The sequence below is a fragment of the Pseudomonas sp. Pse1 genome, from assembly GCF_024519635.1.
Lineage (GTDB): Bacteria > Pseudomonadota > Gammaproteobacteria > Pseudomonadales > Pseudomonadaceae > Aquipseudomonas.
Window position 1 is genome coordinate 1 of record NZ_JALJRO010000003.1, and the last position, 19,415, is coordinate 19,415.

General features: G+C 60.7%; 18 protein-coding genes and 2 pseudogenes. 11 read left to right on the forward strand and 9 right to left on the reverse strand.

Annotated features, from left to right (window positions below; all coding sequences use genetic code 11):
- Window positions 1-156: 156 nt before the first annotated feature.
- Genes NR126_RS05040 through NR126_RS05050 form a run of 3 tightly spaced genes read left to right on the forward strand, consistent with a single transcriptional unit; the run spans window position 157 to window position 3,722 of the window.
- A complete protein-coding gene (locus NR126_RS05040; RefSeq protein WP_027619457.1) occupies window positions 157-816 on the forward strand; it encodes a paraquat-inducible protein A in 660 nt (219 codons plus the stop codon).
- Window positions 803-1,426, forward strand: coding sequence for a paraquat-inducible protein A (locus NR126_RS05045; protein ID WP_027619458.1), 624 nt, complete (start codon window positions 803-805; stop codon window positions 1,424-1,426). Before NR126_RS05040 ends, NR126_RS05045 begins: the two co-directional genes overlap by 14 nt.
- Window positions 1,419-3,722: a PqiB family protein gene (locus tag NR126_RS05050; RefSeq protein ID WP_027619459.1), complete on the forward strand. Its 2,304-nt coding sequence runs from the start codon at window positions 1,419-1,421 to the stop codon at window positions 3,720-3,722. The genes NR126_RS05045 and NR126_RS05050 overlap by 8 nt, the downstream gene beginning before the upstream one ends.
- A 73-nt stretch (window positions 3,723-3,795) precedes the next feature.
- On the opposite strand, the gene mksF is transcribed toward NR126_RS05050, so the two are convergent.
- From mksF to mksB, 3 genes are read right to left on the reverse strand one after another with little or no spacing between them, the layout of a single operon-like run.
- A complete protein-coding gene (mksF, locus tag NR126_RS05055) occupies window positions 3,796-6,636 on the reverse strand; it encodes an Mks condensin complex protein MksF (protein WP_256829816.1) in 2,841 nt (946 codons plus the stop codon).
- Entirely contained in the window at window positions 6,633-7,334 is a 702-nt protein-coding gene (gene mksE / locus NR126_RS05060; protein ID WP_027619461.1) for an Mks condensin complex protein MksE, read from the reverse strand. The genes mksF and mksE overlap by 4 nt, the downstream gene beginning before the upstream one ends.
- Window positions 7,324-8,601, reverse strand: a complete 1,278-nt coding sequence (mksB, locus tag NR126_RS05065; protein ID WP_033866329.1) for an Mks condensin complex protein MksB — start codon at window positions 8,599-8,601, stop codon at window positions 7,324-7,326. Before mksB ends, mksE begins: the two co-directional genes overlap by 11 nt.
- A gap of 178 nt (window positions 8,602-8,779) precedes the next feature.
- Between mksB and NR126_RS05070 the strand changes: the two genes are divergently transcribed.
- Together NR126_RS05070 and rimI are read left to right on the forward strand one after the other, a co-directional pair.
- Window positions 8,780-9,565, forward strand: a complete 786-nt coding sequence (locus tag NR126_RS05070; RefSeq protein ID WP_256829817.1) for an energy transducer TonB — start codon at window positions 8,780-8,782, stop codon at window positions 9,563-9,565.
- Window positions 9,558-10,010 carry a ribosomal protein S18-alanine N-acetyltransferase gene (gene rimI / locus NR126_RS05075; RefSeq protein ID WP_027619464.1) on the forward strand — a complete coding sequence of 151 codons (453 nt, stop codon included), beginning with the start codon at window positions 9,558-9,560 and terminating at the stop codon, window positions 10,008-10,010. Before NR126_RS05070 ends, rimI begins: the two co-directional genes overlap by 8 nt.
- A gap of 43 nt (window positions 10,011-10,053) precedes the next feature.
- Here the strand turns inward: rimI and NR126_RS05080 are convergent, their stop codons facing one another.
- The gene (locus NR126_RS05080) at window positions 10,054-10,452 is read right to left on the reverse strand and encodes a serine kinase/phosphatase (protein ID WP_105754817.1); all 399 of its coding nucleotides are present in this window, start codon (window positions 10,450-10,452) and stop codon (window positions 10,054-10,056) included.
- Window positions 10,453-10,602: 150 nt separating this feature from the next.
- Here NR126_RS05080 and can point away from each other — a divergent pair, with 150 nt between their 5' ends.
- A complete protein-coding gene (gene can, locus NR126_RS05085; protein WP_027619466.1) occupies window positions 10,603-11,247 on the forward strand; it encodes a carbonate dehydratase in 645 nt (214 codons plus the stop codon).
- Here can and NR126_RS05090 read toward each other — a convergent pair.
- Complete coding sequence (locus NR126_RS05090; RefSeq protein WP_306218688.1) at window positions 11,244-11,612, reverse strand: hypothetical protein; 369 nt, start codon at window positions 11,610-11,612, stop codon at window positions 11,244-11,246. The two genes, can and NR126_RS05090, sit on opposite strands and share 4 nt — an antisense overlap.
- 318 nt (window positions 11,613-11,930) lie before the next feature.
- Complete coding sequence (locus NR126_RS05095; protein WP_256829820.1) at window positions 11,931-13,349, reverse strand: TIGR00366 family protein; 1,419 nt, start codon at window positions 13,347-13,349, stop codon at window positions 11,931-11,933.
- A gap of 200 nt (window positions 13,350-13,549) precedes the next feature.
- On the opposite strand from NR126_RS05095, the gene NR126_RS05100 reads away from it, so the two are divergent.
- Entirely contained in the window at window positions 13,550-14,866 is a 1,317-nt protein-coding gene (locus tag NR126_RS05100; protein ID WP_027619469.1) for an MFS transporter, read from the forward strand.
- A gap of 6 nt (window positions 14,867-14,872) precedes the next feature.
- Here NR126_RS05100 and NR126_RS05105 read toward each other — a convergent pair whose 3' ends face one another.
- Window positions 14,873-15,358, reverse strand: coding sequence for a RidA family protein (locus NR126_RS05105; RefSeq protein WP_256829821.1), 486 nt, complete (start codon window positions 15,356-15,358; stop codon window positions 14,873-14,875).
- Window positions 15,359-15,604: 246 nt separating this feature from the next.
- On the opposite strand from NR126_RS05105, the pseudogene NR126_RS28940 reads away from it, so the two are divergent.
- The 3 genes and pseudogenes from NR126_RS28940 to NR126_RS05120 form a co-directional block, all read left to right on the forward strand.
- A pseudogene (locus NR126_RS28940) lies at window positions 15,605-16,243 on the forward strand (PAS domain-containing protein); the annotation flags it as partial.
- Between the two features lie 159 nt (window positions 16,244-16,402).
- Window positions 16,403-16,831, forward strand: a pseudogene (locus tag NR126_RS28945) (methyl-accepting chemotaxis protein); the annotation flags it as partial.
- Window positions 16,832-16,916: 85 nt separating this feature from the next.
- Window positions 16,917-17,501: a flavin reductase family protein gene (locus tag NR126_RS05120; RefSeq protein ID WP_256829822.1), complete on the forward strand. Its 585-nt coding sequence runs from the start codon at window positions 16,917-16,919 to the stop codon at window positions 17,499-17,501.
- 21 nt (window positions 17,502-17,522) lie between these two features.
- On the opposite strand, the gene NR126_RS05125 is transcribed toward NR126_RS05120, so the two are convergent.
- Window positions 17,523-17,891, reverse strand: coding sequence for a cupin domain-containing protein (locus tag NR126_RS05125; RefSeq protein WP_105754814.1), 369 nt, complete (start codon window positions 17,889-17,891; stop codon window positions 17,523-17,525).
- Window positions 17,892-17,968: 77 nt separating this feature from the next.
- A complete protein-coding gene (locus NR126_RS05130) occupies window positions 17,969-18,778 on the reverse strand; it encodes an AraC family transcriptional regulator (protein ID WP_027619474.1) in 810 nt (269 codons plus the stop codon).
- A 156-nt stretch (window positions 18,779-18,934) separates the two neighbouring features.
- On the opposite strand from NR126_RS05130, the gene NR126_RS05135 reads away from it, so the two are divergent.
- Complete coding sequence (locus tag NR126_RS05135) at window positions 18,935-19,411, forward strand: GNAT family N-acetyltransferase (RefSeq protein WP_256829823.1); 477 nt, start codon at window positions 18,935-18,937, stop codon at window positions 19,409-19,411.
- Window positions 19,412-19,415 lie beyond the last annotated feature (4 nt).

The following is a 19,415-nucleotide window of genomic DNA, read 5'->3' on the forward strand; positions in this document are numbered from 1 at the left end:
GTCAAGATTAAATTCCGAAACCCCTATCTGCGAATGCAGGTAGGGGTTTTGTTTTTGCGTGCGGGAAAGTTGATTATGCAATCAGGACAAATTTGCACAGTTATTTTCAGGGCAGAACACTAGAATAGACCCTCCTTATCAGAAACCGAGTCCTCTATGCCAGATCCGGTTGACGCCTCTGGGCTGTCAGATTTACCGCTGGACAACTTGGTGGCGTGCCATGAATGCGACTTGCTGATGCGCAAACCACAGCTCGCCCATGACGAAAAAGCCTTATGTCCACGCTGTGGCTACGAGCTTTATGCTCATCGGCATAATGTCGTCGAGCGCAGCCTCGCGCTGGTGATTGCCGCGTTACTGTTGTTCATCCCCGCGAACTTCTTGCCGATCATGCAGCTCAATATATTGGGCCAGTCGGCTGAGGATACCGTCTGGACAGGCGTAATTGGCCTGTTCGAAACCGGTATGCAAAGCGTGGCCGTGGTGGTGTTTCTGTGCAGCATGGGCATCCCGTTGCTCAAGTTGCTCTGTCAGTTATTCGTATTATTAAGCATTCGCCTGGACGTCGGGCGTAGCTATGGCCTGCTGCTCTATCGCATTTATCACCACTTGCGCGACTGGGGAATGCTTGAGGTTTATTTGATGGGTGTGTTGGTGGCCATCGTCAAGCTGGCCGACCTTGCTTCCATCACGGTGGGTCTGGGATTGGTGTGCTTTATCAGTTTGTTGCTGGTCCAGGTGTGGCTGGAAGTTGTGATGTCGCCTCACCAGATCTGGGAAGCACTTTCAGGAGAAGACGCTCATGCGGGCGATTGATGCGGGCATTCTGATTTGCGCTGAATGCCATCAGTTGAACAAACAGGAGCCGGACACCGATGAGCAGACCTGCTCCCGTTGTGGTGCGCTGGTTCACGCCCGCCGGCCCAACAGTCTCGCGCGCACCTGGGCGCTGCTGATCACGGCGGCGATCCTGTATATCCCCGCCAATGTATTGCCCATCATGACGGTCAATTCATTGGGCCAGGGTGAAGGCGATACGATCATGTCCGGCGTAATCACCCTGGTTCAGCACGGGATGATTCCTATCGCTGCCGTGGTATTCGTCGCCAGTATCCTGGTGCCAACTTTCAAGCTGGTGGGGATCGCGCTGTTACTGTTTTCGGTCCAGCGCCGTCAGCCCCTCTCTGCTCGGCAACGCATCATGATGTACCGGTTTATCGAGTTCATTGGTCGCTGGTCAATGCTCGATATCTTCGTCATCGCCATTCTGGTGGCGGTGGTCAACTTTGGCAGGCTGGCCAGTATCGAGGCCAATCTCGGTGCGGTGGCCTTTGCCAGTGTGGTGATTTTGACAATGCTCGCTGCAGTAACTTTCGATCCCCGACTGATTTGGGATAACACGGAGTCGGACGACGACCATGACTGATTTGCCAAAAGCTAAAACTCGACCGGCCTCCAACTGGTCGGCCATCTGGGTATTGCCCCTGATCGCTCTGGTGATTGGTGGGTGGCTCGGCTGGCGTGCCTATAACGAAACCGGAATTCAGGTGCAGGTTCGTTTTGAAAGCGGTGAAGGCATCCAGGCCAACAAGACTGAAGTGGTCTACAAAGGCATGTCGGTCGGCAAGGTCAAGAACCTGACCCTCGATGACCAAGGCAAGAGTCGTGGGGTGATTGCCACGATCGAGATGAACAAGGACGTCGAGCAATACCTCAAGACCAGCACCCGCTTCTGGCTGGTCAAGCCCAGCGTGACCCTGGCCGGCATTACCGGTCTGGAAACCCTTGTCTCGGGTAACTACGTCGCCATCAGCCCGGGTGAAGGTGAACCTACGCGCAAATTCAAGGCGCTCGCCCAGGAGCCGCCGCTGTCCGACTCCAAGCCAGGCCTGCACCTGACGATCAAGGCTGATCGCCTGGGGTCGCTGAACCGTGGCAGTCCAGTGTTCTACAAGCAGATTCAGGTCGGCCAGGTCAAAAGCTACCTGCTGTCCGAGGACCAGAGCACCGTCGAGATCAAAGTCTTTATTGAGCCGACCTACGCCAGCCTGGTGCGCAAACACACGCGTTTCTGGAATGCCAGCGGGATCAGCATCGATGCCAACCTGTCCGGAGTGAAAGTGCGCAGTGAGTCGCTGGCCAGCATCGTTGCCGGCGGTATCGCCTTCGCGACGCCGGAAAACCGCAAGGACAGTCCGCCCACCGATCCAAGCCTGCCATTTCGACTCTACGAAGATTTCGACGCGGCTCAGGCCGGTATTCGGGTCAAGGTCAAGCTTAGCGACTTCGAAGGCCTGCAGGCCGGTCGTACACCGGTCATGTACAAGGGCATCCAGGTCGGTAACCTGAAAGCGTTGAAGGTCGACTCTGACCTGTCCAGCGCTACCGCAGAATTGACCCTTGACCCCCTGGCGGAAGATTACTTGGTCGAAGGCACGCAGTTCTGGGTGGTCAAGCCGTCGATTTCGCTGGCCGGTATCACCGGGTTGGAAGCCCTGGTCAAGGGTAACTACATCGCAGTGCGTCCCGGCGACAAGGGCAGTGCGCCCAAGCGTGAATTCGAGGCGCGGCCCAAGGCTCCGCCGCTGGATCTGCGTGCGCCGGGCCTGCACTTGGTGCTGTTCACCGATAACCTGGGTTCACTGGAGGTCGGCAGCCCGATCCTGTTCAAGCAGGTCAAGGTCGGGTCGGTGCAGAGCTATCAGTTCTCTCGGACCAAGAAGCAGTTGGTCATCGGCGTGCACATCGAGAAAGAATACGAAGGGCTGGTCAATGCCTCGACGCGCTTCTGGAACGCCAGCGGCATTACTCTCACCGGCGGACTGACCGGTGGGATTCAGGTCAAGAGCGAGTCGCTGCAGAGTCTGATGGCCGGCGGTATTGCCTTTGAAACGCCGGAGGCCAAGGCGCCGCTGCAAAAGCGCATCCCGCGTTTCCGCCTGTTTGCCAACCACGACGAGGCCACGCAAAAAGGCGCGATCGTCACCATCAAGCTCGATCGGGCCGACGGTCTGCACAGTGGCACGCCGATTCGCTACAAAGGCTTGGACGTGGGCAAGGTTGAAGACGTCGATCTCAGTGACGACCTGCAATCAGTGCTGCTCACCGCGCGTATCACCGAAGTGCCGGAGCGCATTGCCCGGGCGGGGAGCCAGTTCTGGGTGGTCAAGCCGGAGCTGGGTCTGATCAAGACATCGAACCTGGAAACCCTGGTGACCGGGCAATACATCGAGGTACAACCGGCCCCGAAAAACCTCGGCCCGCAAAAGAACTTTGTGGCCCTGGCCAAGCCGCCGGAAGCTGAGGTGCAAGAGGCCGGGCTCAGCCTGACGTTGAGCGCTGCCCGACGTGGTTCGTTGAAGCCTGGCGTACCGGTGACCTATCGCGAAATCACCGTGGGCAAGGTCACTGGCTACGAACTCGGGCAGACGGCAGATCGAGTGCTGATTCGGATTCTGATCGAACCGAAGTACGCGCCATTGGTACGCAGCGGCTCACGCTTCTGGAACACCAGCGGTTTTGGCCTGGATTACAGCTTGTTCAAGGGTGCAACCGTGCGCACCGAATCTCTGGAAACCCTGATGCAGGGTGGCATCGCCTTTGCGACACCGGACGGTGAACGTATGGGTAACCCGGCGCGCCCTCAGCAAACCTTCCCGTTGTTCGACAAGTTCGAAGACGAATGGCTGCAGTGGGCACCGAAAATTTCCCTCGGTAAATAACCGCGGCATCGGGCAATAAAAAAAGGCCGCGATCCCTGGATCGCGGCCTTTTTATTTGCGGCTGAGGAGCGGATTACACTGCGTCCAACTCCGGCTCGTCAGCCTTGACAATAACCGCCGGCTTCACCTCGTCATGCCGACGGATAAACTTCCAGTCGGCCTCGTCGATATAGATACCGTTCGGTCCGCTGCCGCCTTCCAGGTCGATGGCGACGCTGGCACAGACCTGTGGTTTCACACTGGCGAGGATCGGCACAAAGCCCAGTTGCAGGCTGGTTTCCAGCAGTGCAGCCTGGTTCTTCTCATCGATATCCGCCGCCTCGTCGAGGTAGTACGGCAAGCGCACGCGCCCGGCCTGGTCGCGGTCCATCAAGTGCAGCAACAAATACATGTTGGTCAGCGCCTTGATGGTCATGGTGGTGCCGTTGGATGCGGCGCCATCGATGTCAGTGTGAATCACCGGCTGGCCATTGACCTTGGTGATCTCGAACGCCAGCTCGAACAGATCCTTGAGACCGAGCTGGTTGTGGTTCGCCGCCACCAGGCGTGCCAGGTATTCCTTGGCTTCCTCGTTCTTGTTGTCCTGTTCGGCACTTTGGCTCAGATCGAACACTGAGAGGGTTTCACCTTCCTCATATTGACCGGCGCTGTGGATGATCTGGTCGATATGCTTGAGCGCTTCTTTGTTCGGCGCCAGGACAATGCGGAAACTTTGCAGGTTAGACACCTGGCGTTTGTTGATTTCGCGGTTGAACAGCGCCAGTTGATGCTCGAGGCTGTCGTAGTCGCTGCGAATGTTGCGCAGCGTCCGTGCGATATCAGTCACTGCCGCACGCCGCGCCTTGCCCAGGGTCAGGGCTTCGTCGGTACGGTGTGCATAGGCGTTGATCAGCAATTGCAGGCGACGCTCCATATCGTCTTCGCTGTCGAACTTGGCGACGCCCTTGAGGCGCACCTGGGCGTACAACGCATCGATCTGGCCGTCGGCGCGCAACAGACCCTGCCAACTGTCCTGATAGTCGTTGAGCAGGGGCAGCAGGTTTTCCATGGAGTCATCGATCGGGTCCATGAACGGCGTGCCGAAAGGCAGGTCAGCGGGCAGCAACTGCCGACGGCGCAGTGCATCGTCCAGGGTGCGTTGCTTGGCTTCCATGTCGCCAATTTGCCGGCCCACCAACTGCAACTTGGCCGACAACTGCTGGACGCGTTCGGTGAAGGCGTCGCTGGAGCGTTTCAATTCGTCCTGCGCGGCTTCCATCTGCGCCAGCTGTTCCAGCTTGTCGCCTTCTTCGGCGCTCAGGGTCTGCGCGCGACGGAAGTCTTCCAGGGCTTTCTGCGCGTCCAGCACCTGCTGGTACAGCGCTTCGGTCTGGGTCTTGCTGGCCGCGCGGTCGGCGGCAACGGCCTGCTGGGTCTTGAGTTGCTTGAGTTCTTTTTCCAGGCGCTCTTTCTGGTCGCGCAGGGCGGCGCGGTCAGCCAGGGCCTGCAAGGCCGGCGGCTCGATGTTGGAAATATCGATTGCCAGCCCCGGTACTTCGAAACGCTCGCCCTTGAAGCCATTGAGGATCAGTTCCAGGGATTTGACCCACTGCCCGTCCTCATCCAGGGTGATGCCGTGCTCGCCCAGCGGCAGGCTGAACAGGGCGCTGTTGAACAGGCGCATCAGGCGTTCGACATCCTGTTGCGAGAACTCTTCGCGCAGACGGGCGTAGCTGTTGTTATCAGCGTGATCGAGCTGCTGCTTGACCGATTTCAGGCGTTTTTCCAGCTCCCGCAAACGCTCATCCAGGTCTTCGGCAGTGAACTGCCGCGATTGGGCCAAGGCGCCAGCCAGTTCATCGTGAGCATCCTTGGCGGCCAGCAGTTGTGCCTCGAGGACCTTGACGTCATCGACCAGGGCAAAGCGATGCTTGAGCACCGACAACTCGCCAAGCCAGCGCTGAATGCCGGTGATCTCTCGCTCCAGGCGCATCAGTTCCTGGGTACCGCCACGCTGATCGTTTTGCAGCGCGTCCTGCTCGTTGCGGTAATGCTCGGCCTGGATCGTCAGCTCTTCCTTGCGCGCACTGGCGTAGTCCGACCAGGTGCCCAGCAGGGAATCGAGCAGCGGTGAAATACGGTGCAGTTTGCCGCGCAGGATATTGCGCTGATTAACGCCTGACGACAGGGCTTCAACCAGTGGTCCGGCGGTAACCAGCGAGTTGTAGTCCTGCTCCATCCGGCGTACGTCGCGGAAGGCTTCTTCGCACGCTGCGATGTAATCCACGCTCCCGGAGCGCAGGCTGTGTTCGAACGCATCGAGGAACAGTTGTTTGAGCTTGGCGGCGGTGATTTCGCGCATGTGCAGCAGGTTGATGAACAGCGCGCGGAAGGTCTTCAGGCTCTGTTCACTGGTGGAGCGCAGCGGGATCAGCGTCAGGTCCAGGGGAATCGAGGTGTGACCGCCCACCAGCAAGCGGCGCAGTTCATCCGGCTTGAGTTCGTAGGCTTTCAGGCCTTCGCGCTCGAGGTTGGTGAACAGTTCTTTGTGGCGCAGGCAGGTGTCGTTCTTCTGGTAATGGGCCAGGTCCAGCTTGCCAGCGTAGGCGAAAAACTGGTGGCCGAAACCGCCGCCCGGGCCACGTCCGACCACGCCGATCACATGGGGACCGTGGGGCAGTGAGACCTCCACCAGGATGTAGCTGGTGTCGGAGGCAAAGTAGAAGCGCCGCGATTGTTCCAGGCTGTACTTGCCGAAGCTCATGTCTGACATGCGTGCCAGAATCGGGAACTGCAAGGCGTTGATCGAGGCGGACTTGCCCAGGTTGTTGGCGCCGTACACCGACAGCGGCTCTTCCAGCGGAAACAGGCCAAGGCTGTAGCCGGCGGTATTCAGAAGGGCAAAGCGGCGAATGCCGTAACGTTCCTTGCTCATGCGTCGAGCTCCTGTTCTTCGGCAATGGCACGGGCCAGGGCGTCTTCTTCGCTTTCTTCGGAAAAGTCGCTCAAGTCGAGCGGATCATCGGTGTGCAGCAGTTTCTCGTCGCTGTCGTCATCGATCAACACCGGCGTTGGCAGCGGTAGCACGCTGTGCAGGCTGGCGGCCAGGTCACGGTCCTGCTGAACCGACAGGCAGACGTCGAGAAAACGGTGCATTGGCGGCAGGAAACGGTACACACCGTTTTCTTCAGCGGCAAAGCCGAGTTGAGTCATGCGGCGCATGATCTTTTCTTCCAGCTCTTCCTGAGTCTGAACTTCGGCCTGGAGGAACAGGTCGCGGTACTTCTCCAGCAACGAAGGCAGCTCATCGCGACCCAGGCTGCCGCCATCGAGTACGGCGATTGGGTCGCGGCCCTGGTCGGCCAGATGCTCGACGAGGATAAAGGTGAACAACGCCAGGCGCTGGGCGGTCTTGTTCACGGTCGCGGCGGCGAGGTCGGGGACGAAGTAATAGAAGCCGCGGGTATCGCACACCAGTTCGAAGCCCAGGGCGCGGAACAAGGTGCGGTACTGGTCCTGGAAATTCGACAGCTGGGCGTACAGCTCGGGATCGCGACGGCTGACGTGATAACCCTTGAACAGCTCGCGAAAGATCGGTGCCAGCTGAGACAGTTCGGAAAGATCAAGATGCATGAGGGGTGCTCGCAGAATTCTCGGTGGCGTCGCCGCCGGCCGAGAGCAGGGCGAAGGAGCGCAGGCTGACCTGGTGCTCGTGTGTGTGGTAGTCGCGACGTTCCAGGCGCTCGCGGGTGAAGCGTTTGTCCCGTGACAGGCGCGAAAACCAGTACAGCAGTTCATCGGTGGCGCCGTCCGGTTCCTGCTCCAGCAGCCAGGTCATCAGGTCCGGCATGGGCAGGGCGCTCTCGCAGCGCTCGAGCATTTCGCGCACGGTGCGCGGCGCGCGAGGTGGCTCGCCGACCTGGGTCTTGTGGGCCTTGGGGAAGCGCGCCGGTTTCGGCTCGAAACGCGCCAAGGCATAGACATAGGCCTCGACTTGGCTCGCACTGCCGAGGAAGGTGCTTTGCGGGCGGGTGAACATCGGCATTGCCGCCTGCGGCACGGCATCCAGACCCTTGCGGCGGATCATCGACAGGGCCAGCGCCGCACCACGGGTCACGGCGTTGTGCCGGCGCGCCTCTTCACGCAGTGGCAGCAGCAGCTCGCGGGCATGGCGCAGGGTCAACTGGGCGCTGGTCTGCATTTCGAGGATGCGTGCGTGGGTGCGCAGCAACATATCGTCGTCGACCAGGTGGCCGAGGCGCTGCTGTTCAGTGAGCATCTTCAGCAGGACATTTTCGACCTTGCGCACCCCTTGCTCGAAGGCGCCGTCGGCGTTGACCAACTGAATCATCGGCTCGACGTATTCGTCCCAGGTCGCCAGTACTTCGGCGTAGCGCTGGCGCAGGGGGATCTGCCGGTCGCTGGTCTTGGCGCGCTCGGCGACCGCCACCAGGGCCTGCTCATCGTTGGCGAGTTTCTTCAGCACATCGCGTACGCGCATGTCGAGCAAGCGCAGTTGCCGTGCCAGATCGTTGCCATCGCGAATGTCGAAAGCGTCTTGTATATAGCCTGCCAGCCGCTCCAGGTGCCGCAGGTAAGCTTCGATCTCCAGGCACAAGCCCAAGCGGTGCTCACGCCGCAGGTAAGCCAGGAAATCGTGGATCTGCGCGTTCAGTTCAAAACGGTTCGGGCTCTTGGCCACCGGAACCAGAATGTCGAGGCGGATCCACACGTCCAGCAGGCTGGTGATGTCCTGTGGCGTGCTGTCCAGTTGCTGGGCGGCCAGTTGCGAGCGCAGTTCGTTGAGGCTCAGGGTGCCTTGGTCGAAATGCTCACACAGTGGCTCCAGAAGTGCCCAGTGTTCGGCGAGGGCGCGCAAGACGCGCTTGGGTTCGATCATTGGATTGGCCGGCTGGTTGGCGATTAAAAGCAGCGATTGTACTGCATCGCGCTCGGTGGCAATCATTCTCGGCGGATCGACGGGACGGACTGTCGTTTTTCTCCTCGCAACTGCGGGCGATCTTGCGCGAAGGGCGGTAGAATCCCCGCACTCTCAGTTATCCACAAGTGGCCGACCCTTGCTAATCGAGTCCCGTCGCCGCGCCTATTTGACCGCCATGCAGGTGGTCAACTGGCTGCCGCGTACCGAATTGCCCTTTGCCGCCCCGTCACGGCCTGAGCTGCTGCAAGCGCCAGAGCCGGTGGTGGAGACGCCTATCGCGCCGGTGCCGGTTGGCGACAGGCAGGCTGAACCGCCGGTCCGGCCGACCGAGCGGGTGAAAATCGAGGTGCCACGGCCGACGCCCGCAGCGGCGCGTCCGTCCAGCAAACCGCTCGAGACCGCCGAGGCTGAGCCCGTGGTGGCCAAGGCGCCACAGATTCCGCCGCCGCGCTTTGCCCTGCAACTGCTGCGCGCCGGACGTTGCCTGGTGCTGGTGGAGTTGCCCACGGGGGAGGCCTTCCAGAGCCGCGACCCGGCCTACATGCTGCTCAAGGACATGCTGCGCGCCGCTGGCCTGCCGGACAGCCCGCAGATCATCGGCGAGCCGGTGCGCTGGCCGCTGCTGGTACGTGGCGCCCTCGACCAGGGGCCCGACGCCGCGCGGGATTTTGTCCAGGGATTTCTCTCGGCCCGCCTGGAAGACGCGCCCTGTGCATGCCTGTGGTTGATCGGCCTGCCGGCGGTACGTTTCGCCGGCGAGGCGGATGCCGAGTCCTACAATCGCGAACTCCAGGTCGAAGGCCTGGGAACAACCTGGGCCTTGCCTGGGCTGGAACTATTAATGGAAGAGCCACAGCGTAAGGCTGATGTCTGGCAAGCCATGCGTCGGCTGATGGCGCGCTGGAAAGAACCCAATGAGTGACGCTGTAACATTCCGCCCGATGACCGAGGCGGACCTTGATGCTGTGCTGAAAATTGAATACGCAGCGTTCAGTCACCCGTGGACCCGCGGGATATTTCTCGATGGCTTGGGCAAATACCAGATCTGGTTGATGTTCGAGGGTGAACAACAGGTTGGCCATGGCGTGGTGCAGATCATTCTCGATGAAGCGCATCTGCTGAACATCACGGTCAAACCGGAAAACCAGGGCCGTGGGCTTGGGTTGGCGCTGCTCGAGCATTTGATGTCGATTGCCTACAAGGCGGACGCCCGGGAATGCTTCCTCGAGGTCCGCGACAGCAACCGCGCGGCGTTCAGCCTGTACGAGCGTTATGGCTTCAACGAAATTGGCCGGCGTCGGGACTACTACCCGGCGGTCGGTGGTCGCGAAGATGCGGTGGTGATGGCCTGCACCCTGGTGGACTAGTCAGCACCGCGCTGACGAGGGCGAAGACACCCTCGTCAGTGTTTCAGCGCTTGCGACCGACTGGATCGCGTCGCGCCAGTTCGGCTTCATCCAGACCGTCACCCCCTCCGATCTCGCCCTCGCCGACAATGCTTAAATCCCAGTCGGCAGGTTCGTCGCCGCCGGTGTCATGGGCATCGCGTGCGCCGTCTTCTCGAATCAGGTTGCCCGGGGTCAGCTCGTCGTCGCTGGCCTCCTCATCATCCGCCTTGCCAACATCCATGCTGCGCGCCGATTTGCGCGGGGCGGGGCGCTGGCGCAAGTGCTCGGGCAGCTCATCACCGATTATCGAACTTTGCGGTTCTTCATCGAAGTCCAGCTCATGCATCGAACCCATGCGGTCTTCGTTGTCGTCGATGGGCTCAGGCTGCTCCGCACCGTACGGACGTCGTGAATCAGTCATGGCAAATCCTCATAATGGGGGCTTATAAGGTGGACAGGCGTTGCCCTTGAAGATTCCCGGGCTTTTTCGGCGCACTGATCGCACATTGCAACGTGACCTCGACCCACAGTCGGCAGTCAAACCAGCGCATCATTCTTGAGGCTTCAGCATATGAACGAATTACAAGATCTGATTGATAACAACGAGCGCTGGGCCGATGCGATCAAGCAGGAAGATCCTGACTTCTTCGCCAAACTGGCCCGTCAGCAGACGCCGGAGTATCTATGGATCGGTTGTTCCGATGCACGGGTGCCGGCCAACGAGATTGTCGGCATGTTGCCGGGTGATCTGTTCGTCCACCGTAACGTGGCCAACGTGGTGCTGCATACCGACTTGAACTGCCTGTCGGTGATTCAGTACGCGGTCGATGTGCTCAAGGTCAAACACATCCTGGTCACTGGCCACTACGGCTGTGGCGGTGTGCGCGCCTCGATGCAGGACCGTCAGTTCGGCCTGATCGATGGCTGGCTGCGTTCGATCCGCGATCTGTACTACGAACACCGTGACGCCCTGGCGCAATTGCCAACGGAAGAAGAGCGGGTCGATCGTCTCTGTGAATTGAACGTGATCCAGCAAGTCGCCAATGTCGGTCATACCAGCATCGTGCAGAACGCCTGGCACCGCGGACAGAAGCTGTCGGTTCACGGTTGCATCTATGGCATCAAGGACGGTCGCTGGAAAAGCCTGAACGCCACCATCAGCGGCGCCGAGCAATTGCCGCCGCAATATCGCCTGCGTCCGGTCGACGCGCCCTAGAAAGCCCCGGGCCCCTGCTTGACAGGGGCCGTGCGGCGCCAGCCTTGCAGGTACAGCATGCCCTCGCTGCTGGGCGGCTCATCGTAACCGGTGATCCAGCCCCGGCAGCGCGGTGAGCCGCATTGGCAAGCGAACTGGCGCAGCAGCCTGGCTTCAGTGTTGGCGTAGTCGATGCTCAGCAGGGTGCCTGGTGAAATGTCCTGCAAGGCCCACATCCACAGCTCACTCATGTCGAGAAAGACATTGGGCTCGCAGGCGTGAGGCAAGTGACCGCAAAAGTACGGATCGTAGACGTGGATGCCCGGCGCCAACTGCACCGTGTGCGGTTGGCGGTGGTGCATCAACTGACCGGAAATGCGGCACATGCGGGTAATGCGTTGGTAGTGGCGCTGAGCCCGGACGTTGATGTTGCGGGGGTCATTGCTACTGACAACGAAATCGTCAGGAGACGGATAGCCCTGCTCTGTGCTGAGCGTTGCAAATGGATAAATGCACGTGCTCGGCAGTGTGTGTGCTTTCGCCTGCGGTTTCATAACCATCCCTGTCTGTTGATGGCGGCGATTACCGTGACGGGCCATCCTGTCAGCCCTGCAGCCATGTACCTACGACGCTAGCGTCGCGCAAATGATCTGCAGGGTCTACTGTCAGTTCTGACAGGTGGTGCTGATTCAATACAACAAAAGCTACGGCATCACCGGCGCTACATACGCCAGCGTTGTCCCCAGCGCCCACAGCAAAAACAGCACCAGTGGCGTGTGCACCAGCAACTGCACGAACGAAAACCCGATCAAATCCCGCGCCTTCAAGCCGAGCACCCCCAGCAACGGCAGCATGTAGAACGGGTTGATCAGGTTCGGCAAGGCTTCGGCGGCGTTATAGATTTGCACTGCCCAACCCAGGTGGTACTCCAGGTCGTTAGCCACCTGCATGACGTAAGGCGCCTCGATAATCCACTTGCCGCCACCCGAGGGGATGAAAAAGCCAAGGATGGCCGAGTAAACGCCCATCAGCACGGCATAGGTGTCGTGTGAGGCGAAGCTGACGAAGAAGGTGGAAATATGGTGGGCCAGGGTCTGGCCTTCGGCGCCCTTGACCACCGTCATCAGTGCGGCAATCGAACCGTATAGCGGGAACTGGATCATCACCCCGGTGGTGGTCGGCACCGCGCGGGCCACGGCGTCGAGGAAGCTGCGCGGGCGCCAGTGCAGCAGGGCGCCGAGCATCAGGAACAGGAAGTTGTAGGTGTTCAGGCCCGAGATCGCGCTGATCGCCGGCTTGGTCGAGAACTCATGGAACAGCCAACCCGCCGCCAGCAGCACCAGCAGGATAGTCAGCAGCGGACTGTACTCAAGCCACTCGCCAGGTCGGGTGCGCGGCGCCAGCGCTGGCATGCTAAAGCTGGGGTCGACACCACAGGCTTTGGCGTCGCGCGCTGAACTTGGGCCTGGAGCGGTGGCGTAGGCGACAATCAACGAGACCACGATCAACGCCAGCAGGAGGACGCCGGATTGCCAGAGAAAAATCGTTTCGGTGAACGGGATCACCCCGGTAATCGCCAGAATCGAGGGTGGGAGGCTGCCCGGGTTGGCTTGCAGTTGGGCCGCTGAAGACGACAGGCCCAAGGCCCAGACCGCGCCAAGACCCAGGTAGGCCGCGGCTCCGGCAGCGCGGTAGTCCATGTGCAAATCGGTACGCCGGGCCAGCGCCCGCACCAGCAGCCCGCCGAAGACCAGCGACAGGCCCCAGTTGAGCAGCGAGGCGACCATCGAGATCAATGCCACCCAGGCCACGGCCGAGCGGCCGTTCTTCGGGATGCGTGCCAGGCGGTCGATCAACTTGACGGCCGGAGGCGAGCTGGCGACCACGTAACCACCGATGACCACAAAGGCCATTTGCATGGTGAACGGGATCAGGCTCCAGAAACCGTCGCCGAAGGCCATGGCGGTATCCGTGGGCTTGGCGCCCATCGCCAGGGTGGCGAGTGCAACGATGATCACGGCAAGCGCGGCAAATACCCAGGAGTCGGGAAACCAGCGCTCGGCAAAGTTCGAGCAGCGCAGGGCAAAGCGCGCGGAACGACTATCTGCAATTTCCAGGGACACGTAAGTACCTCATTTTTATGTTTATTGTGGTGCCGATCAGGCGGTTTGGGCCGGTTCGGTCAGACTTCAACCATAAATCAATCCACAGGCGTTTGCGGTTGTGCATCGTGAAATTGGGACTATGGTCTAACGGCTTGTCCGGGAGCCCTTTTACGTAGACCATGGGCGCCGTGTTTTTTCTCCAGTTCTCGAGCCTGCTTATGACTGCCATTGCCGATACTCGACCCAAGCCATTCTCCCGGTCTGATTACAAGACCTTGAGCCTGGCGGCATTGGGCGGGGCCCTGGAAATCTACGACTTCATCATTTTCGTGTTTTTCGCCCTGACCCTCAGCCAACTGTTCTTTCCGCCGGAAATGCCCGAGTGGCTGCGCCTGCTGCAGAGTTTCGGGATCTTCGTCACCGGCTACCTGGCCCGACCGCTGGGCGGGATCCTGATGGCGCACTTTGCCGACCGCCTGGGGCGCAAGAAGGTCTTCAGCTTGAGCATCCTGATGATGGCGCTGCCGTGCCTGCTCATCGGGATCATGCCGACCTACGCCCAAATCGGCTATTTCGCGCCTTTGCTGTTGCTGTTGCTGCGGGTATTCCAGGGCGCCGCCGTCGGCGGTGAAGTACCCAGCGCCTGGGCCTTCGTCGCGGAGCACGCGCCTGTCGGGCACCGTGGTTACGCCCTGGGTTTCCTGCAGGCCGGGTTGACCTTCGGCTACCTGATCGGCGCGCTGACCGCGACTTTGCTGGCGCAGATGTTCACCCCGGCGGAAATTCTCGATTACGCCTGGCGCTACCCGTTCCTGCTGGGTGGGGTGTTTGGCGTGATGGGGGTCTGGTTGCGCCGCTGGCTCAATGAAACCCCGGTATTCATGGCCCTGCAGGCCAGTCGCGAGACGCACGTCGAGCTGCCGTTGCGCACGGTGTTGCGTGAACACCGCCTGGCGATGCTGCCCGCGGCCATCCTCACCTGCGTCCTGACTTCGGCAGTGGTGACCTTCGTCGTCATCACCCCGACCATGATGCAGAAAACCTTTGGCATGACCGCCAGCCACACCTTCGCCCTCAGCAGTCTGGGCATTGTGTTTCTGAATATCGGTTGCGTGATCGCCGGCCTCATCGTCGATCGCCTCGGCGCCTGGCGCACCGTCATGCTCTACAGCCTGCTGCTGCCGTTGGGGATCGGCGTGCTCTACGCCAGCCTGATCGGTGGGGGGCAGTGGGTGGCGCTGGCGTACGTGATCGCCGGTTTGTGTTGCGGGGTGGTGGGGGCGGTGCCGTCGGTGATGGTGAACCTGTTCCCGGCGCGGATTCGCGTGTCAGGGATCTCCTTCACTTACAACATTGCCTACGCGATCTGGGCCAGCATCACGCCGCTGTTGCTGATCGGACTGATGCCGTGGAGCCCATGGATCTGCGTGATCTTCTGCGCGGTGATGGGCGCCGTGGGCATGGGCGCTGCGCTGTATTTCGGCGCGCGCCTGCCGCTGGTCAGCCAGCCGACAGGCGCGACCTGCTGTTCCTGAGGGATATCAGCTTGCCGGTTTGAGCGCGACAATCATGTCGACCTCGACCGCCGCCCCCTTGGGCAGTTGATACACCCCCACCGAGGTCCGCGTGTGCACGCCGGCCTCGGCGAACACCCCGTAGAGCACTTCCGAGGCGGCGTCGGCCACTTCACTTTGCTGGGTGAAGTCCTCGGCGCTGCGCACGTAGACGTTGATCCGCAAGACCCTCTCAATGCCCTCGAGGTCGCCCAGCTGTTGGGTGAGGACGGCCAGGGCGCGCATCGTGCAAATTTTCGCCGCCAATCGCCCCTGCTCGAGGGACACTTCGGCACCGACGCGACCCACCACCATCACCGTATTATCGATACGTGGAATCTGCCCACTGATGTAGATCTCGTTACCGTTACGTACAGTTGGCACGTAGTTGCCACCAATGCGCATCTCACCGTCGAAGCGATGCCCCAGCTCCTGAGCGAAACTTTCAAACAGTGTTTTGCGTGATTGATCCATACGGCGTTTCTCCTGAGGGTGTGGGGGCAGCGCTGACTATAGCGCCACGGCAAACTATTTTTCTTGTATAGGCTGACAAAGTCCTTCAGAAAAGTTGTACAAGGCCGATGGCAATGTAGAACCCCGCACTCAATCCTGCCCATCGGTATATCCCCCATGTTCAATAAACGTTTGAAGCAGGAGCTGTCGGCTCTTCGCGAGGAACTTTCCAGCCTCAAGCAAGTGAAGGAAAGTCTCGACAGCGAGATGCTGGTGCTGACCCTGGACCCGGATGGCAGGGTGCGCTCGATCAATCCCAACTTTGCCCAAGAGATGATTTACAAGGACAGCGAACTGCTGGGGCGCCACATCGAGGAAATCGTTCCGGCGCAGGTCAAGAACGATGAGTTTCATCTGCGCTTTCGCCATGCCCTGACCCGTGGCGAGCACTTCGCCGGTGCAGTGCGCCTGCTGCGCGGCAATGGCAAGGAAGCGTGGCTGCGCTCGATCGCGCAACCGATACGGGACGCAGAGGGGAAAATCAGGCACATCTCGATTTACTCCAGTGACTTGACCCGCACGATTGAGTCCTCGCGTGAGCACGAGAACCTGATTGGCGCGTTGCTCCGTTCCACGGCCGTGATTGAATTCGACCTTGGCGGCCATGTGCTGACTGCCAACGAACGCTTCCTCAACGGCATGGGTTATGGCCTGGCGCAGATCAAGGGCAAGCATCACCGCCAGTTCTGCGACGCCGAGGAGGCCGGCAGCGCCGCTTACCAGGAGTTCTGGCGGCGCTTGAACAATGGTGAATATGTCGCCGATCGCTTCAAGCGGGTCGACAGCCAGGGCCGCGTGGTGTGGCTCGAGGCGTCCTATAACCCGGTGCACGACGCCAACGGCAAGCTGTACAAGGTGGTCAAGTTCGCCACCGTGATTACCGAACAGGTTCTGCAGGAGCAGGCGGTTGCCGAGGCCGCGAACATTGCCTACAGCACTTCGTTGCAGACTGATAGTTGTGCGCAGCGTGGCACGACGGTCGTGACCCAGGCCGTCGACGTGATGCGCGAACTGGCCCGGCACATGCAGCAGGCCGGCGAGGGCATCGAGGCGCTGAACGAGCAATCGCTGGTGATTGGCAGCATCGTCAAGACCATCAGCGCTATTGCCGAGCAGACCAACCTGCTGGCGCTCAACGCGGCTATCGAAGCGGCCCGGGCCGGTGAACAGGGGCGCGGCTTTGCGGTGGTGGCGGACGAGGTTCGACAGTTGGCATCGCGCACCAGCAAGGCCACCGATGAAATCGTCGGCGTGGTGCGCCAAAACCAGGACATGGCGCGTGACGCGGTAGTGCTCATGAGCGACGGCAAGCAGCAGGCCGAACACGGGCTGGCGCTGGCGGCCGAGGCGGGCACGGTGATCGTCGAGATCCAGGATGGCGCGCAAAAGGTGGTGGATGCGATTGGCCAGTTCACCAGCCAGCTGTCGAGCTGAGGCGCATCCGGACGCGCCGCCGGGTGGTCAGGGGCAGGTCTTTGAGATAGCGTTACAATTTTTTTGATTGCTAGATGCACGCCCCATGAGCAGTTCCCATCGCCGTACGGTTCCACTGTCCAAGGCCTATCGCCTGCTCAATCACGGGCCGACGGTGCTGGTCAGTGCTGCCCACGAGGGCGCGCGCAATATCATGGCTGCCGCTTGGGCGATGCCGCTGGACTTCGAGCCACCGAAGATCGCCGTGGTACTCGACAAGTCCACCTGGACCCGCCAATTGCTGGAAGCGTCCGGTACCTTTGTTCTCAACGTGCCCTGTGCCGCCCAGGCCGATATCGTGCAGACTGTCGGCTCGACCAGCGGCGCGCAGCAGGACAAGTTTCAGGCCTATGACCTGCAAACCTTCGCCGGCGAGCAACTCGCGGCGCCAATGCTTGAGGGCTGTGTTGCCTGGTTGGAATGCAGGCTGCTGCCGGAACCGCACAATCATCAGCAATACGACCTGTTTCTCGCCGAAGTGATCGCCGCGCAAGCCGACGAGCGGGTTTTCAGCGATGGCCGCTGGCACTTCGAAGGGCGCGACGAGTTGCGCACGTTGCATCATGTGGCGGGCGGGCATTTCCTCACCATCGGTGAGCCCGTGACCGGCAGGCACCTCGACGCTGAGTGAGTCAGCAAGTGGCGTGCAGGGTCAGATCCATTGATCATTCTGCGCCGTGCGTGCGCCACCTTCAGCACCGGTGTTGAGCACGCCCCGGGGTTCGATCAGCATCAGGCTGACTTCCTGTTCGGCAAAGGGTTTGTGCTCCACGCCCTTGGGCACCACGTACATCTCACCCGCATTCACCAGTACCTGGCCGTCACGAAAATCGATACGCAACTGGCCTTCGAGGACGATGAAGGTCTCATCGGTATCCTGGTGATCGTGCCAGATGAACTCCCCCAGCAGTTTCACCACCTTGAACTGGTAGTCGTTCATTTCGGCGATGACTCGCGGCGACCAGTGCTCGTTGAGCAAATGCAGCTTGTCGCTGAAATTCAGGCTTTGATAGGCAGTCATGGCAAGGCTCGCTCGGTTGGATGGCGAGCCCAGATTAGTCGCGGCGTCTGGGCATTTCTTGCACGATTGTGCGTGGCTCAGGCGCGGTGCATTTTCAGCCAGCGCGCTGGCGACAGGCCGTAGGTCTTACCGAATTGCCGGGTCATGTGGCTCTGGTCACTGAACCCGGCAATCAGCGCAGCGTTCGTCAGCGACTCGCCCTGCATCAGCAGCGCACGCACCAAGTCCAGACGGCGCATGGTCAGGTAGCGATAGGGGCTGGTACCGAACAGCAGGCGAAAGTCGCGGGACAGGCTCCAACGGTCGCGCCCGCTGTGTTCGGCCAATTGGTCGAGCGTCACGTTTTGATCGAGGGCGCCGTGAATCAATTCGCGGGCGCGCTCTGCCGCCAGATAGTCGAAGCGCTTGTGCCGCGTCAGGTTGCCCGACACCTGGCTCATCGCCTGGGCCAGGTCGAACAGCGCGTCCTGCTGCTCCAGCGGATCGAGCGGGCGGTCGATGCTGTGCAGCAGTGCACCGGCAGCAGCGAACAGGCGCGGATCGCTGGAAATCCCGGTCTTGATATAGGGTAGCGGCTGGCCGCCGAGCATCTGCTGAATCAGTGCCGGTTCGACGTAGAGCATCCGGTATTTGAAACCCTCCTCGGTGCCGGCCTCGCCGTCATGGGCCTCGTCCGGGTGCAACACCATGGTGCTGCCCGGCTGGCTGTGGCGCCAACTGCCGCGGTACTGAAAGCTTTGCACGCCGGCCAGGGTGTGGCCGATGGCGTAGGTGTCGTGGCGGTGCAGTTCATAGCCGTGCCCGGCAAAAAACGCTTCGATACGCTCCAGTCCTGCGGTTTCAGGGGCGCGATGCAGCCAGTCGGTGAGGGCAGGGAGCTTGTTCATGGAAAGTCTTCGTTGACGCCGTGGGTCATGGTCTACACGGTAGCGCAGCGACAGGCCGGCTGTCAGCCGGCCAACGGCTTGATTGATCTACGCAAGCTCGGGTAGAACGTGAGGCTGCATAGTGTCGAGCCGCAACAAGGATAGGGAGAGCCAACCATGAGCGTCACCTTCAGAACCGTACAGGCGCAGGATATTGCGCGCATCTGCAGTTTTGCCCGCACCGAGGAAGAGCAGTTTTTCTTCTTCCCCGCCGCTACCTGGCCGTTGACCGAGGAGCAATTGCAGGCCTCGGTCGACAAGCGATCGGATTCGACGGTCATTGAGTTCGACGGCGTGGTGGTGGGCTTCGCCAACTTCTACAAATGGGAGCAGGCGGGTACCTGCACCATCGGCAATGTGATTGTCGATCCCGCGATCAGGGGCAAGGGCATTGGCGCGCTCCTGATCGAGCAGATGATCGACATCGCGCGGACTCGCCATCAGGCCAGTGAAGTGACGTTGTCGTGCTTCAACAGCAATGTGGCGGGGCTGTTGCTCTATCCGAAACTGGGCTTCGTTCCCTATGCGATTGAAGAGCGCCAGGACAAACAGGGCCGACGTCTGGCCCTGATTCATCTGCGCCTGGCGACCTGATCGC